Genomic DNA, 14,133 nt, shown 5'->3' with positions numbered 1-14,133 from the left:
GCGCCCATAAAGACGCACCTATCATTGCTCACCCATAGTCGGATCATTTACGGTAATCCGGTAGAAACTCGCGGGCCATATCCCCGCTATTATATGAGTGAAAAACTAAAGATTGATTTGATATTGGTTAGTATACCGGCAACTCATCCTTTTGTAAAGACTCATTTCCTAACATTAATACAATTTCAAAGTTAAATGTTCGTGAAATAAGAAGCGTTTACTAATGATTCCCTTTACAAAGGGAAAGATGAGTAAAGCATGGGGAGTATAGTTTCCCCATGCTTTACTCATTTTCGATTCCCTCAAGCTTACAAGAAAGTTCTTTTAACAGGTTTCTTTTTTCCCTTTCAGGTAAATCCGACGCTTTGATTTCCTTTCTCTCAGAAGAAATGATTGCAAGCTTCTCGATGAACAAATCATCAAATGGTTGAGACAGTTGATTCGTAAGCTTCTTTGCTAAGAATGGACTTGCTCCACCAGTTGAAACAGCGATTGTCAGATTTCCTTTTTGCTTAAAGGAGACCATCTGCATATTTCCGCAATCCCCGTTGTCCACTACACATAATAGCTGGTTTTCCTCGGAATACTTTTTCACCTGTTCGTTCACCGATCGTTTGTTTGTGGCAGCGATGACGATAAATGCGTTTCTAACATCCTCACTTGCCACTTCTCTCTTGAACCATGAAATCTTATTCTCTTCATGTAATACTTTGATCTCATCGACTACCTCCGGACTGATGACGGTAATCCTTGCTCTCTGCTCAAGAAATACAGAGAGCTTACGAAATGCCACTTTCCCTCCACCCACAATGGTTACTTGTTTCCCACAGACATCAATCATGACAGGCAGCATAGGTTTCTCCTTTAGGCCAAATTGACTCATTTACCCTGTACAGGAACGCTTCTTCCACAAGCGGATCATACCCTAAATAATTCCCCAGAATGATATGTTCATTATTCGTTCCCTGAATTTCTTTTTCAATTCCCTTCATCAGTAACCCGGTAAATAAAAGATATGGAATGAAGATGACGTTTTTATCTGAATACCTTACAGATTCCAGAGTCTCTGTAAAGCTCGGGGAAGCTGCCGTTAAATAGCATGTTCTTACCTCGCTTATCGCTGTTTTTCTGTGGACAAGCTCAGCTAGACCACAGAGGTCCCTCTTGACATCCGGATCCGAACTCCCCCTTCCGATTAAAATGGCGATTGTAGAAGAATGAAGTGGTGCAGCCTCCTCCATCTTATTGATGACACTTTCGACCATCCGATCGTGTACGCCGATTGGACGTCCGTATTTCACCTTAATATGAGGATATAAGCCTTTGCACTTTTGAATCTCTTCAGGGATATCCTTCTTGGCATGGACCGCCGTCAGAAGGAGGAGTGGTACGACAGTCAGGTGAGTGGCCCCTCTGTCCACGCATGAACGGAATCCTTCTTCTATGGAAGGGCTGGCAAGTTCAAGGAAGCTTATTTCCTGAATATCCGCCTCGACATGTTCCTGACATCGCTTGATGAAGGCAACAGCTTCTTCACGGGCTTTCACCAAACGACTGCCATGGCACACATACAATACCGCACGTTTCATCTATAAAGCCTCGCTCATGATCATTTTCTTTTCAAACCATTGAATTTTCTCACGGTACCTTACCACTTCGCCTACGATGATCATGCTTGGATTTTCTATTTTTTCCTCTTTTACGATATCAATGATGGTATCAAGGGTCCCTGTAACGGTCTTTTGCACTTCTGTCGTCCCCCAGTGAACAAGTGCCACAGGGGTATGCTTGGATTTCCCATATTGTATAAGCTTTTCTCTGATATAAGGGAGATTACTGACTCCCATATAGATGGCGAGGGTATCGATTCCTTTCGATAAGCTTTCCCATTTTTCATCTTCAAGTTGATTGTTTTGTTTATGCCCCGTTACAAAGGCAACGCTTGAGCTTGCATCCCTGTGCGTGACCGGTATTCCGGCGTAAGCGGCTGCCGCGATTCCTGACGTGATACCCGGAATGATTTCAAAAGGAATCCCTTTTTTCGCGCATGCTTCCGCTTCTTCACCGCCTCTTCCGAATACAAAGGGATCTCCCCCCTTTAACCTGACCACCACTTTTCCGCTTGCCGCGTAGCGCACTAGAAAATGATTGATTGTATCTTGTTTCATCGTATGATAGTTTGGCAGTTTTCCACAATAGATCAAATCCGCCCCTTTCTTCGCGTATGTGAGAAGTTCCTTGTTCACCAGGCGGTCATAAAGAATGACGTCTGCTTTTTGTATGGATTTCAGCGCTTTTACCGTGATCAGTTCCGGATCTCCGGGTCCCGCTCCGACTAAATATACCTTTCCCATTGTTTCCCTCCTCAGGATGTAATGATGGTTTCCTGTTCGTGCAGGACAAATCCTGCACCATTTCCCCGGATTCTCTTTTTTTCATAAAGGGAGATATCCTCGACATCCGGCTTTTTCAAAAAATACTTCTCAAGTTCGATCTCAACCAGGTCAAACGCTTTCTCATCCGTATCAGCTGCTACGACGACAATCGTGACAAAGTCCCGGGCAGTGACTTCAAATCGATATAAATTCATCTATCCAGCCTCCTTATGCTTCCTGCAGCAGTTGATCCAATGATTCCTGAAGGGGAGCGGTACCGACACGGTTGATATAGTCAAAGAACGTTTCTCCCCGTTCCTTCGTTTGTTTGAATTGAATCAAGAGTTGCTTGACGACCTCGGACAGATTGGAAGCTTCCACTTTTCCTTTTAGCTTTTCATTCAATTTCCCGCCATCCTGAAGAGTACCCCCTACATAGATTTCAAAGGCTTCGATCATTTTCTTATCTTTCGTCCTCATTTTGATCCCCTGCAGACCGATGTCTGCAATTTGTCGCTGACCGCATGAATTGGGACAGCCGACCATATGGATTCTGACCGGGACATCCAACGTCAATTCCTGGTCCAATTCATTTGCAATCAGTCTCATCCGCTCCTTTGTCTCTACCAAAGCAAGATTACAATATTCGATTCCTGTGCATGAAACAGAGTACCCGATGAAAGATAACGGACTCGTCGAAATCCGGTCAAAGATTTTTTCAGAGAGTAAAGCATCTACATGTTCATCGGGTATATTCGGAATGATGAGATTCTGAGAATTACAGTTTCGGAGTTCACCATTTCCATATTTCTTGGAAATTCTTGCGAGCTCATATACTTCATCGGAATTCAATCTGCCAACAGGAACATTCAGTCCCACATAATTCAGGCCTTCCTGTTTCTGGGGATGGACCCCGTAGAAATACCCTGCATTCCAGCCTTGTACTGCGTTGACTCCCGCCGGTGGAAGCTCCACATATTCCAGCAGCTTTTCTTTGAACTTCTCGGGTCCCCAGTCGGCCATGAGGAATTTCAAACGGGCTAAATGCCGTTTCTCCCGATAACCGAAGTCACGGAAAATGGTCGTAAGGGCAACCGTTACGTCTTTCACTTGATGGGGAAGAACAAATACGTCCAATTCTTGTGCCAGTAGAGGTCTTGAAGACAATCCACCCCCGACCTTCAAGTGAAATCCTAACTCCTCTTTCCCGTTTATCTGCTTTTTCGCCGGAAGGAAAGAAACACAGTTGATTTCGGCATTCGCTGCGTTATTCAGATTGGCAGAAATCGCGACTTTATACTTTCTCGGTAAATTTGAAAAGTCTTCGTTATGCTGGAAAAAGTCATAGACTTCCTTCACAACAGCTCTTGTATCAAAGAGTTCATCCGGATCGATGCCTGCCAGGGGATTTCCGACGATGTTACGTGTAATATCCCCACACGCCCCTGCAGAAGACAATCCGACTTTTTCCAGACGTTTGAAGATATCGGGGATTTGTTCAATCTTCAACCAGTGGAACTGGATGGCCTGACGGGTCGTGATATCATAGACGTCCCTGCCGTATTCTTTACAAATGGCAGCAAGCTCCCTTGCCTGATCATAGCTCAGTATGCCGGACGGGACATTCACCCTCATCATGAAATATCCGTCTTCCTTAGGTCTCTGCAGATAAAGACCCGCCCATTTGAATTTATCCCACTCTTCTTTCGGGATGGATGAGAACCCGTTTTCGGCATAATAGGGGATATCTTTAAAAATGGCCAATCCGTCCTTCTCAAGCTTCCATTTTTCCGTTTTATTTAGTTTCTCATTTGACTCCCAAGATTTTGTATACGCCATGATTTTCTCTCCTTAAATAAGTTGTTTTTGTTTTAATTCAAGCAGTAAAGCCTCGACACATTCTTCTATGGATTGTTTCTCTGTATTGAGAATGATCTCCGGATTTTCCGGTTCTTCATATGGTGCACTGATTCCCGTGAATTGAGTGATCTCTTGATTACGGGCTTTTTTGTACAGACCTTTTGGATCGCGCTTCTCACATTCCTCTAAAGAACATTGGACGAACACTTCCAGAAATTCTTCCGGTCTGACTAATTTACGCACGAGTTCCCTGTCTTTCCTGTAGGGAGAAATAAAGGCTGTGAGGACGATTTGACCGCTATCGATAAAAAGTTTGGACACTTCCCCGATTCTCCTGATATTTTCTTTTCGATCATCTTCATGAAAGCCTAAATCTTTATTCAATCCATGACGGATGTTATCCCCATCAAGGACATACACCTGCTTCCCCTGTTGAAAAAGGGAAGAAGCCACTGCATTGGCTAAAGTCGATTTACCGGATGCAGATAATCCCGTAAACCAAAGGATGAAACTTTGATGACCATTGTGGTTCCTCCGCTCTTGTTTTGTTACGGCTGTTTCATGCCAAACGATGTTTTGCTGTTCTTCACTCAATCTATGCTCCTCCTCATCACGACTGGTTAGATTCTTGTTTCAGTCCATTGATCAGTACTTCAATCACTTCCGGACGGCTAAAGGTCGATGGAGGGACTTCACCCTTACGAAGCATCCCCCTAACTTTTGTTCCGGAAAGAATGACATGCTGTTCTTTTTCATGTGGGCAGGTCTTGGTGGTCGCCATCCCTTCGCACCTTTTACAATAAAAGCTATGCTCGAAGCGGAGAGGGATGATCCCAATTTCTTCTTCGCTGAACTGATCAAAGATCTTCTGGGCATCATAGGTCCCGTAATAATCACCAACGCCTGCATGATCACGGCCGACGATGAAATGAGTACAGCCATAGTTTTTTCGTACTAACGCATGGAAGATGGCTTCCCTTGGCCCCGCATATCTCATGGCTGCGGGAAAGACCCCCAGAAATACTCGGTCTTTAGGGTAATAGTTCTTTAATAAAACATCATAGCTTTTCATCCGGATTTCAGCTGAAATATCATCTGCTTTCGTTTCACCGACCAATGGATTCAAAAAGAGGGCATCTACCGTTTCAAGTGCCGTCTTCTGAATATATTCGTGTGCCCGATGAACCGGGTTTCTTGTCTGGAAACCGACGATTGTCTTCCAGCCTTTATTTTTGAACCTTGTTCTCGTTTCACTTGGATCAAAGGTAAATTCATTGAATGCTTTTGGGATTCTTTTAAGCAGGGTAATCCTGCCCCCCACATACACCTCTCCCCGCTGGAATATTTTTTTCACGCCGGGATGGTCCATATCGGTCGTTCCATAAACGAGAAGGGCCTCTTTTTGTTTATCAGGTTCATATATATCCTCTACATCAATGAGGCCATATGTTTCTCCTTTGTATACGAGCCTGCCCGTTACCCCTACTTTCAAGGAATCTGCCCTTTCTTTCTCAACTGGCAATGTGATGGGTATGCTCCAAACGCATCCATTGTCTAACCTCAATGATTCAACGACCTTTTGATAATCCTTTTCTGTCAAAAAACCGTCGATTGGGCTATAGCCTCCTATGGCAATGAGCTCCAAGTCACTTAACGCAATATCATCCAGTTGGATTTCTTGTAGAATGCTTTCATACGATGTTTGCGGTAAATAAGATTGAACTAACTTTCCTCCGTGTGGCTGTAAACTCATTTCAAATATCCTCCTTAACATATTGTTTTAATCGGAATTAAGTCTATATTCCTCCTCCATCCTCATGGACAGACCTTCTTTCTTCATTTATGACCCTCATAAGGGACAAGGCTCCCACCGTTGCAATGATGACGCTTGTAGGGACGACAATTGAATACAGATCGCTATCGATCAGGAGTTTGACCAAAAAGTACGAAATACTGAGTGAAATAAGGGGTGAAACCACCCAGATTTTCACGATTTTTTTTACGATTTTCTTTTGCAGCATATGTCTTCCGTTTTTTGACACCCCGAGTCCGATGATGGAAGAAGACGTAACTTGTGTGAGTGGGATCGGCAACCCATACAGGGAGCTTACCATCACAAGCAGGGCTCCAGTGGAGGAGATGAGGATTCCTTCTGCTTTCGAATACTGGGTGATTTTCTTCCCGTTTGTTTCAACGACTCTTTTCCCAAGCAACAGGGCACCCAGCGCTACAAATAAACCACCCAGCCAAATCCCCCGTGAAGGTGTGAGCAAGCCTGCACCGACCAATGGGCCGACAGCGTTTGCTACGTTATTCATCCCCGCCGAGAAAGCTTCAAAGAACCCGGCGATGATCAACACATATGCCAGCCACCTTTTCTCAAAGTGGGATCCCCGCTTCTCTAATCGTACTAATCCCAAGCCGAAAATCCATGTAACACAGAAGGCGATCACCGGGACAATGACCCAGAATGACATGATGGTGACCAATGACTTTACGTAAAGAACCTGATAGGCCACCCCGACTCCTACTACCGCTCCCACCGTTACTTCACTCGTTGATAGGGGGATCCCGATTACATTCGCCAAAAATAATGAAATCGTCGCAGATAATAAAATGATGATGACGATTTTGATCGACAATAGATGTTGGGGTATGATTCCGGAACTGATCGTTTTCACTACCTCTCCACCACCGAGAACCGCCCCACAGAGGACACCTGCTGCACAAATCCATAATGCTGTCCTGATGTTGTTGATCGCTCCCGCTCCATAGGCAACCCCCATAGATGCTGCCGCTCCACTGGCACCGATGTTCATGGCGAAAAACAGGCTAATAAAAAGGGCCGCTAGTTCAAGCAAAGGTCGTCACCAGTTTTAATGAAGGCCGCATTCTGTTTTCCCTTTTCCTTTCCATCTTCCGGAGCGGAGATCATTGATGTCTACGGCTGGTGTCGTGCAGTGAAAACAGCCTATACTCGGATAGCCCTGGTCGTGAAGGGGATTATACGTAAGATTATGCTTGTGGACATATCGCCATATTTCTTTCCAGGTCCAGTGAATCAATGGGCAAATCTTAACGGACTGAAATTTATCATCTTTATTGATGAACTCAATGTGACTCCTTGTAGGCGATTGCTCCCTTCTTAATCCAGATATCCAGGCATTCCCTTTGGATAAGGATTCCTTTAAAGGATCAAGCTTTCGAATTTGACAGCATTGGTTTGGATTTTTCTCCCAAAGCCTATCCCCATAAGCTTCTGCCTGCTCCTTCATTGTCAGTTCCGGCATTTTCATATGAATGGTCAGACCCGGATAGGCTTCCTTCACCTTTTCGATGGTTTCATAGGTTTCTTTAAAATGGACACCCGTATCCAGGAAAACGATGGCCGCCTGAGGTTGTACTTTGGAAATGAGATCGATGAGGACAATCCCTTCAATTCCAAAACTGCAGGCATAAACGACCGTTTCACCATACTGCTCATATGTCCATTCCAAGACATTCAAGGCTCCTTTGTAGACTGGATCGACTTCAAAATTTACAGCTGGTTGTTTCCAAGTCCGATAGGTTAGCATGATACACCCCTTTCTACTCCAATAAAAGAGAGGCGATAACAAGATAAAGGGAGTCCCTTGATCTCTGTTATGCGCCTCTAGTTTGTCTAGTCAGCTTATTTAATTCGGACTTTCTCATTTTTCTCTAATTGAATGACTTTCCCATCCTGTACGATAATCGTGATCGAACCAAAGCTCATGGTTTCAAGCATGGACTGGATTTTCTCTGCTACCAAGTCAAACTGTACTTGCTGGTTCTTCTCTTTTTTCACATGATACCCCCAATTTTCATCTTATCCAGATCAGAAAAAAACAACTTCCCATTTTGGAAAGTTGTTCAGGTAAGGTTACCTTATCTTCCAAAATGACTTCACATTTTGCTGGAATTAGCACCTTACAATACGTAGGTTGCTGGGCTTCATAGGGCCAGATCCCTCCACCTCTCTGGATAAGAGTTATTCATTTTAATATTCTAAATAATATCACAATTACAGAAGAAGTCAACCCGAGTTTTTCGATCGGATTTATGTCTTTTGTCTTATTTTATTTTAACATCATTCCATACATGTTTATTCGATTAGGGGTGGATCTACGACAATTTTTCATAAAGCATTGAGTAACTATTCAAGGACTTTAAAAACGACGTTACCCTCAATTACTTTCTTCCCGGCTTGATTTGTGGCTAAGATCCTAAAATGAAGGAGGTTATCCTGTTTGTCCGTTAATTCTGCCCGTAATGTAACCACATCATGTAACATGACCATTCCTTTAAAACGTACCGAGTAATCCTGGATAAAGCCTTCCTCATAGTGAAGGCTGAAAAGTTTGGACACATTGCCCATCGTCCACATTCCATGAGCGATGATTCCTGGAAGACCCAGTTTCAAGGCTTCTTCATCGATGGTGTGTATCGGATTATAGTCTCCGGAAGCTCCTGCGTATTTGATCAGGTCCATCCTCGTGATCGGAGCAAGTTCTACCTGGGGAAGTGTATCTCCTATTCCGAATGATTGTAGTGTTGTCATTTACTCAACCTCTTTCTGACTTCTTCTGTAATGATGACAATCGCCTGGGAAGTGAAGATTCTTTCCCCGTGAGAATCTTCACCGACGTCGTCAACGACAAGGAAACCCAGTTTTCCCCCGGTACCTTCCCGTTCATAATAGTCTCTTATTTCCGTGTAACATTGAATCGTTTCCCCTACCTTCAAAGGTCTTTCATAATGAAAGGATTGTTCACCGTGAATCAGCCCAACATTCGGTAAATGAAAGCCTTCGAGCGAACCATAGTCGAACACTCTCGGAAAGGTGGGAGGGGCAATGTTCCCCCCGTAAGAGGAAGAGTTCCCGGTATCTTCATCCACATAAAGGGGATGGGGGTCACCAATGGCTTCGGCAAATTTCCGAACCGCTCCTCTTTCCACTGCATTTCGCGTGGGAGTAGACTTCTTTCCGATATAGGATTCAAACATAATCTTCACCCCTTTCTCCTTTATTCAGGCTTTCGGCCCTCCAGCAACGTAGAGAACCTGCCCATTGACGAATGAAGATTTTTCGTCTGCAAAAAATGCGACTGCATTTGCAATATCTTCAGGAAGCCCGCTTCTTCCAACAGGAATCCCCTGGAGACTCGCTTCGACTAATTGCTCGAATGTAATTCCGATTCGTTTCGCGGTTTCTTTCGTCATGTCGGTTTCGATAAAGCCCGGAGCTACAGCATTCGTCGTGATTCCGAATGGACCAAGTTCTATGGAAAGGGTTTTTGTCAAGCCTTGAAGACCGGCTTTAGCCGTTGCGTAGTTCGCCTGCCCGCGATTCCCCAGTGCTGAGGTGGATGAGATATTGATGATGCGTCCGTACTTTTGTTTAACCATGTACTGTTGGGCTGTCTTCACTACATTGAATGAGCCCTTCAAGTGCACATCCATGACGGTCTGCCAATCAGGCTCGGTCATCTTAAATAACAGATTATCCCTGATGACCCCTGCATTATTCACTACAATATCGAGGGAGCCAAAGGATTCATATACATCCTTTATCGCATTTTCAACTTCCTGGGATTCTACGACATTGGCCACTTTTGTATACAATTCATACTGCTTCAATACCTCCCTTGCTTCATTCAATGCCTCTTCATTCACATCGATGATGGCAACCTTTGCGCCTTCTTCAGCCAGTAATCCCGCAATCGCCCTGCCGATCCCTCTGCTTCCACCCGTGACCAATGCCACTTTTCCTCTGAATCGTTCTCCCATTTCGTCTGCCTCCTTTATCTGATTATACAAATTGCCCAAGTTTCACATGACCTTTTAATAAATTCCTTGAAATGATCAGTTTTTGGATTTCATCGGTTCCATCATAAATGCGCCATAACCTTGCCTCCCGGTACCATCGTTCGATCGGCAGCTCTCTTGTATAACCCATCCCACCATGGATCTGGAGGACGCGATCAACGACCCGATTGCCCATATTGGACCCATATAGCTTGGCCATCGACGCAACATGGCGATTGTCTTCCCCCTGATCGAGTGTGAATGCCGCATTTAACACGAGCCAGCGGGCCGCTTCAATCTCCACGGCTGAATCGGCAATCTGCCATTGAATCGCCTGCCGGTCCGCGATAGGCTTTCCAAAGGTTTCCCTCTCCTTCGAATAGTCGATGGCCATTTGAAGAAGGCGTTCTGCTGCTCCAACCGCCTGGGCTCCTACGATCCAGCGGGCAAAGCCGATCCACTCCAAACCTAGATCGTAGCCGCCATCGATTTCACCAAGGATGTTTTCTTCAGGAACACTTACATCTTCAAAAATAAGACTTGCCGGTCCCCATTCACCCATCGTATGGATATATTCGGATTTCCAGCCCATGCTGCGATCGACGATGAAACAAGTGACTCCTTCCCGACCTGTCCGACGATGTTTTTCTTTATCCGTCACGGCCATGACCATGACGAAATCTGCTTCATTTCCACCCGTAATGAACGTTTTCTCTCCATTTATTATCCATTCGTTTCCGTCTTTCACGGCTGTGGTTCGGATATTACGGGTATCAGATCCCGCTCCGGGTTCCGTCATGGCAAAACACGATTTCTTTTCACCATTAATAGTCGGTATCAAATAATTTTTCTTCTGTTCCTCGTTGGCGTAATAAAGTATGTTATCGGCATAACCGCCAAAGGAGAATGGAACAAAGGTCTTGGAGATTTCCATATAGACGATGGCCATCATCATTTGACCGAGATCCGCTCCTCCGTATTCCTCCGGAGTATTGATGCCCCAGAATCCGGCATCCTTGGCCTTCATTTGCAGCTCATTCTTTTTTTCCGTAGAAAGACTGGGCTTTCCTTCCCGTTCATTTCGCAGCACTGCATTTTCTAAAGGAATCAATTCTTTCTCTACAAATCGTCGAATGGTCTTCTGAATCATCCTTTGTTCATCTGATAAGCGTAAGTTCATTTTTCTTCCCCCTTTTAGTATAAAATTATGGCTGCAGGATCACTTTTCCCACTGTTTGTCTTCCCTGCATGAGGGAATGAACTTTTGCCGCTTCTTCCAATGGAAACACATGCCCCACTGTGACCTTAATATCTCCGTTCGCCACATAATGGAATATCTCGTGCAGGGTTTTTTGGGTCAACTCGGAGTCCCTCATCAGAGGAGGTAGAAAAAAGCCGGTGACCGACTGATTCTTTGCCATTAATGAAGAGGGATAGAATCTGCTTTGCTCCCCGCTTGCTACACCGTAGATGATGAGTCTTCCGAAGTAGGCGAGGCATTTTAACGTTTTATAGAAGACGTCACCACCTGCCATCTCAAGTGCAAGATCCACACCTTTTCCACTTGTAGCATCCAATACTTTTTTCTCCCATTCATCCTCTGTATAGTTGACTAGTACATCTGCCCCCATATCTTCTGCTAGACGAAGCTTTTCTTCAGTGCTTGCAGTGGCGATTACTTTACCGGCACCGAATCGCTTTGCAAGCTGAACGGCAAGGAGTCCTACACCACCTGCAGCAGCATGAATGAGGACCGTCTCACCCTGCTCGAGCCTCCCAAGCGTTTTCAACATATGATACGCACTCAATCCCTGTACAGGAATGGAGGCCGCTTCCTTGAAGTCCAAGCAATATGGAAGGGGGAGGATAGATCGTTCATCTGTCACGGCATATTCTGCATACCCTCCTGAATCCATCATCGCTACGACCCGATCTCCTACATTGACCTTCGTTACGTCTTCTCCCACTTCGGATACGAGGCCGGATACTTCCGCACCGGGAATGTATGGAAGGGTGGTCTTTACCACATATTGACCTTCTCTCCGCGCCGTATCCGCATAATTGACAGCAGAGGCATGCACTTTGATCAATACCTCCCTCCCATGGGGTGTAGGCATATCAATGTCCACATTCTCCAACACATCGGGACCACCGAACTCCTTAAATTGGATCGCTTTCATCTATACTCCTCCTAATTCCCCGAAAAAGATGGGGATCTTTTTTCTTTAAACGCAGAAACTCCTTCTGCATGATCCTCCGTTGAAATCATCAACGTTTGAGTGATTCTTTCCTGTTCCAGTATTTCATCCAGGGTAGTTGTGAATGAACGATCAATCATTTTCTTCATCATTCCGTAGGCCTTGCTTGGACCCGCAGCTAATGCAGAAGCCAGCTCATTAGTTTTTTCCTCTAGACTATCAGCCGGTACCAGTCTATTAATCACTCCTAATTCATACATCCTCCGGGCAGACACAGGTTCTCCCGTAAAAAAGAACTCTTTTGCAAGATGAGGACCGATCAACCGTGGGAGAAAATAAGAACCCCCTCCATCAGAAATGAGACCTACTTTAGAAAAGCTCAGTGCAAATTGACTACTCTCAGATGCAAGTATTAAATCACAGGCCAGTGCTAAATTAAATCCGGCACCTGCGGCGAAACCATGGACGGCGGCAATGACCGGCTTTTCTATTGTATTGATGGCTTTGATACATGAATTCAGTATTCCGATATGTTCATAGACTTGGGCAGATGTCGCACTTCCCATCGTCTTCACGTCGCCACCGGCGGAGAATGACCTTCCCGCTCCCCGAATCACGATCGCCCTGATCTCTTGATCCCGTCCAGCCTCTTCCAGCGCTTCAATCAATCCCGTAAGCATGAACTCATCAAAAGAATTCAAGCTGTCTGGTCGATTCAAGGTTACATTCAACACACGGTCATTCTTTTCAACTAATAGTGATTGCATCCTATTCATCCCTTTATAATTTTTCCCTGAAATCAAATGCTGCCTGATTACCCAGGGTAATTAAAGACTCGACAAACCGATCGAACCCGGAAAAGCGGGTATCATTGGTCTGACCCATCTTAAATCGGTAATAAATTTGCTGCACAATAACCGCCAGCTTAAAATAGGCAAAAGACAAATAGAAATGAATGTGGTTCACGTCCCTGCCGCTTTTGTTAGCATATTCTTCGATAAACTCTCTTCTGCTGTAAAAACCGTCCATGATGGTCACTGGAGGCTTCCCGAGGCCGTATTTCAACAATTCAGGATCATCTTGCTGGATCCAATACCCCATGGCGACACCCAGATCTGCAAGTGGGTCTCCGACGGTCGCCATCTCCCAATCGAATAATCCCACCATGGATGTCAGGTCTTCAGAGAACATACTATTGTTTAATTTAAAGTCATAATGAATGATCGTGGACTCAGCATTTTCCGGAACGTTTTTGATCAGCCACTGTGTCAGATGTTCTACATCACGGATCTCACTTGTCTTGGCACGTTCATAGCGATTGATCCACCCGTGAACCTGTCTCTCCATAAAGTGTTCGGGTCTACTGATTTCGTATAGTGAGGTTTTGGTATGATCAATGGAATGAAGCTCAACCAATTTTGAAACCATTTCATCTGAGATTTTCTTGCATACCTCAGGTGTCACATCCAGATGCGGTGGAAATGAAGTATCAAATACTTCCCCCCTTTTTCGTTCCATGAAGAAGAATGGGCTTCCGACTATCCCTTCATCTTCCGAGAATACATAGGGTTTTGGTGTAACGTCGAATAAAGGGTGGATCTCTGACAGGATCCTGAATTCCCTTTTCATATCATGTGCCTTAGGTGCGACGGGCCCTAAGGGGGGACGCCTTAAAACCCCTTCCCATTTCCCCATTGAAAGCAAATAGGTTAGATTGGAGTGACCTGCAGAAAACTGTTTAATGCTCAACTCTTCTTGCTCTAGATCAGGAAAATGCTCAACCAGGAAGTCATATAATTTCTTTTCATTTAATTCTTCTCCTTTTCGGACTGACACCGTTTCATATTCCATCCGTTCCGTCATTTTATCCCTCC

At 44.8% G+C, this 14,133-nt stretch carries 17 protein-coding genes and 2 riboswitches; all 17 genes read right to left on the bottom strand.

Translation table 11 applies throughout. The annotated features are described in order from the left end of the window. Window positions 1-15 precede the first annotated feature (15 nt). Window positions 16-117: riboswitch (purine riboswitch) on the bottom strand. A 166-nt stretch (window positions 118-283) separates the two neighbouring features. The 17 genes from ATG71_RS15260 to ATG71_RS15180 all read right to left on the bottom strand — a co-directional run bounded on the left by ATG71_RS15260 (window position 284) and on the right by ATG71_RS15180 (window position 14,122). Then, the gene (locus ATG71_RS15260; protein WP_179886555.1) at window positions 284-853 is read right to left on the bottom strand and encodes a precorrin-2 dehydrogenase/sirohydrochlorin ferrochelatase family protein; all 570 of its coding nucleotides are present in this window, start codon (window positions 851-853) and stop codon (window positions 284-286) included. Beyond that, entirely contained in the window at window positions 834-1,589 is a 756-nt protein-coding gene (locus ATG71_RS15255; RefSeq protein WP_098440315.1) for a sirohydrochlorin chelatase, read from the bottom strand. Before ATG71_RS15255 ends, ATG71_RS15260 begins: the two co-directional genes overlap by 20 nt. Continuing rightward, window positions 1,590-2,354 carry a uroporphyrinogen-III C-methyltransferase gene (cobA, locus tag ATG71_RS15250; protein ID WP_098440314.1) on the bottom strand — a complete coding sequence of 255 codons (765 nt, stop codon included), beginning with the start codon at window positions 2,352-2,354 and terminating at the stop codon, window positions 1,590-1,592. Between the two features lie 11 nt (window positions 2,355-2,365). Further along, complete coding sequence (locus tag ATG71_RS15245) at window positions 2,366-2,590, bottom strand: DUF3906 family protein (RefSeq protein ID WP_098440313.1); 225 nt, start codon at window positions 2,588-2,590, stop codon at window positions 2,366-2,368. A 13-nt stretch (window positions 2,591-2,603) separates the two neighbouring features. Further along, entirely contained in the window at window positions 2,604-4,214 is a 1,611-nt protein-coding gene (locus tag ATG71_RS15240; protein ID WP_098440312.1) for a nitrite/sulfite reductase, read from the bottom strand. Window positions 4,215-4,226: 12 nt separating this feature from the next. Next, window positions 4,227-4,829 (bottom strand): adenylyl-sulfate kinase, encoded by a 603-nt coding sequence (gene cysC / locus ATG71_RS15235; RefSeq protein ID WP_098440311.1) that lies wholly within the window; start codon window positions 4,827-4,829, stop codon window positions 4,227-4,229. A gap of 16 nt (window positions 4,830-4,845) precedes the next feature. After that, window positions 4,846-5,988, bottom strand: a complete 1,143-nt coding sequence (gene sat, locus ATG71_RS15230; protein WP_098440310.1) for a sulfate adenylyltransferase — start codon at window positions 5,986-5,988, stop codon at window positions 4,846-4,848. Window positions 5,989-6,031: 43 nt separating this feature from the next. Then, window positions 6,032-7,054: a sulfate permease gene (locus tag ATG71_RS15225; protein ID WP_098441859.1), complete on the bottom strand. Its 1,023-nt coding sequence runs from the start codon at window positions 7,052-7,054 to the stop codon at window positions 6,032-6,034. A gap of 57 nt (window positions 7,055-7,111) precedes the next feature. Further along, complete coding sequence (locus tag ATG71_RS15220; protein ID WP_098440309.1) at window positions 7,112-7,810, bottom strand: phosphoadenylyl-sulfate reductase; 699 nt, start codon at window positions 7,808-7,810, stop codon at window positions 7,112-7,114. A 95-nt stretch (window positions 7,811-7,905) separates the two neighbouring features. Then, window positions 7,906-8,061 (bottom strand): YezD family protein, encoded by a 156-nt coding sequence (locus ATG71_RS23790; protein WP_286163025.1) that lies wholly within the window; start codon window positions 8,059-8,061, stop codon window positions 7,906-7,908. Window positions 8,062-8,138: 77 nt separating this feature from the next. Continuing rightward, window positions 8,139-8,244: riboswitch (SAM riboswitch) on the bottom strand. Window positions 8,245-8,409: 165 nt separating this feature from the next. Beyond that, window positions 8,410-8,814 carry a MaoC/PaaZ C-terminal domain-containing protein gene (locus ATG71_RS15210; protein ID WP_098440308.1) on the bottom strand — a complete coding sequence of 135 codons (405 nt, stop codon included), beginning with the start codon at window positions 8,812-8,814 and terminating at the stop codon, window positions 8,410-8,412. Beyond that, the gene (locus ATG71_RS15205; RefSeq protein WP_098440307.1) at window positions 8,811-9,260 is read right to left on the bottom strand and encodes a MaoC family dehydratase N-terminal domain-containing protein; all 450 of its coding nucleotides are present in this window, start codon (window positions 9,258-9,260) and stop codon (window positions 8,811-8,813) included. Before ATG71_RS15205 ends, ATG71_RS15210 begins: the two co-directional genes overlap by 4 nt. Window positions 9,261-9,284: 24 nt before the next feature. Further along, entirely contained in the window at window positions 9,285-10,043 is a 759-nt protein-coding gene (gene fabG / locus ATG71_RS15200) for a 3-oxoacyl-ACP reductase FabG (protein WP_098440306.1), read from the bottom strand. Between the two features lie 22 nt (window positions 10,044-10,065). Then, a complete protein-coding gene (locus ATG71_RS15195) occupies window positions 10,066-11,241 on the bottom strand; it encodes an acyl-CoA dehydrogenase family protein (protein ID WP_098440305.1) in 1,176 nt (391 codons plus the stop codon). 25 nt (window positions 11,242-11,266) lie between these two features. Then, window positions 11,267-12,241 (bottom strand): quinone oxidoreductase family protein, encoded by a 975-nt coding sequence (locus ATG71_RS15190; protein ID WP_098440304.1) that lies wholly within the window; start codon window positions 12,239-12,241, stop codon window positions 11,267-11,269. Window positions 12,242-12,252: 11 nt separating this feature from the next. After that, on the bottom strand, window positions 12,253-13,026 hold the full coding sequence (locus ATG71_RS15185; RefSeq protein ID WP_179886554.1) for an enoyl-CoA hydratase/isomerase family protein: 774 nt from the start codon (window positions 13,024-13,026) through the stop codon (window positions 12,253-12,255). Window positions 13,027-13,039: 13 nt separating this feature from the next. Further along, on the bottom strand, window positions 13,040-14,122 hold the full coding sequence (locus ATG71_RS15180) for a phosphotransferase family protein (RefSeq protein ID WP_098440303.1): 1,083 nt from the start codon (window positions 14,120-14,122) through the stop codon (window positions 13,040-13,042). Between the last annotated feature and the right edge of the window lie 11 nt (window positions 14,123-14,133).

The sequence above is a fragment of the Bacillus sp. es.034 genome (genome assembly GCF_002563655.1).
GTDB lineage: Bacteria > Bacillota > Bacilli > Bacillales > Bacillaceae_B > Rossellomorea.
Note: the sequence above shows the minus strand (reverse complement) of the source record. Positions and strands in the feature narration are given on the sequence as shown.

Coding starts and splice junctions, on each gene's coding strand:
- sat (WP_098440310.1), bottom strand. CDS start 5,988: ATGAGTTTACAGCCACACGGAGGAAAGTTAGTTCAATCTTATTTACCG.
- cobA (WP_098440314.1), bottom strand. CDS start 2,354: ATGGGAAAGGTATATTTAGTCGGAGCGGGACCCGGAGATCCGGAACTG.
- ATG71_RS15180 (WP_098440303.1), bottom strand. CDS start 14,122: ATGACGGAACGGATGGAATATGAAACGGTGTCAGTCCGAAAAGGAGAA.
- ATG71_RS15220 (WP_098440309.1), bottom strand. CDS start 7,810: ATGCTAACCTATCGGACTTGGAAACAACCAGCTGTAAATTTTGAAGTC.
- ATG71_RS15260 (WP_179886555.1), bottom strand. CDS start 853: ATGCTGCCTGTCATGATTGATGTCTGTGGGAAACAAGTAACCATTGTG.
- fabG (WP_098440306.1), bottom strand. CDS start 10,043: ATGGGAGAACGATTCAGAGGAAAAGTGGCATTGGTCACGGGTGGAAGC.
- ATG71_RS15255 (WP_098440315.1), bottom strand. CDS start 1,589: ATGAAACGTGCGGTATTGTATGTGTGCCATGGCAGTCGTTTGGTGAAA.
- ATG71_RS15240 (WP_098440312.1), bottom strand. CDS start 4,214: ATGGCGTATACAAAATCTTGGGAGTCAAATGAGAAACTAAATAAAACG.
- ATG71_RS15225 (WP_098441859.1), bottom strand. CDS start 7,054: ATGAACATCGGTGCCAGTGGAGCGGCAGCATCTATGGGGGTTGCCTAT.
- ATG71_RS15195 (WP_098440305.1), bottom strand. CDS start 11,241: ATGAACTTACGCTTATCAGATGAACAAAGGATGATTCAGAAGACCATT.
- ATG71_RS15190 (WP_098440304.1), bottom strand. CDS start 12,241: ATGAAAGCGATCCAATTTAAGGAGTTCGGTGGTCCCGATGTGTTGGAG.
- ATG71_RS15185 (WP_179886554.1), bottom strand. CDS start 13,026: ATGCAATCACTATTAGTTGAAAAGAATGACCGTGTGTTGAATGTAACC.
- ATG71_RS15245 (WP_098440313.1), bottom strand. CDS start 2,590: ATGAATTTATATCGATTTGAAGTCACTGCCCGGGACTTTGTCACGATT.
- ATG71_RS15205 (WP_098440307.1), bottom strand. CDS start 9,260: ATGTTTGAATCCTATATCGGAAAGAAGTCTACTCCCACGCGAAATGCA.
- ATG71_RS15210 (WP_098440308.1), bottom strand. CDS start 8,814: ATGACAACACTACAATCATTCGGAATAGGAGATACACTTCCCCAGGTA.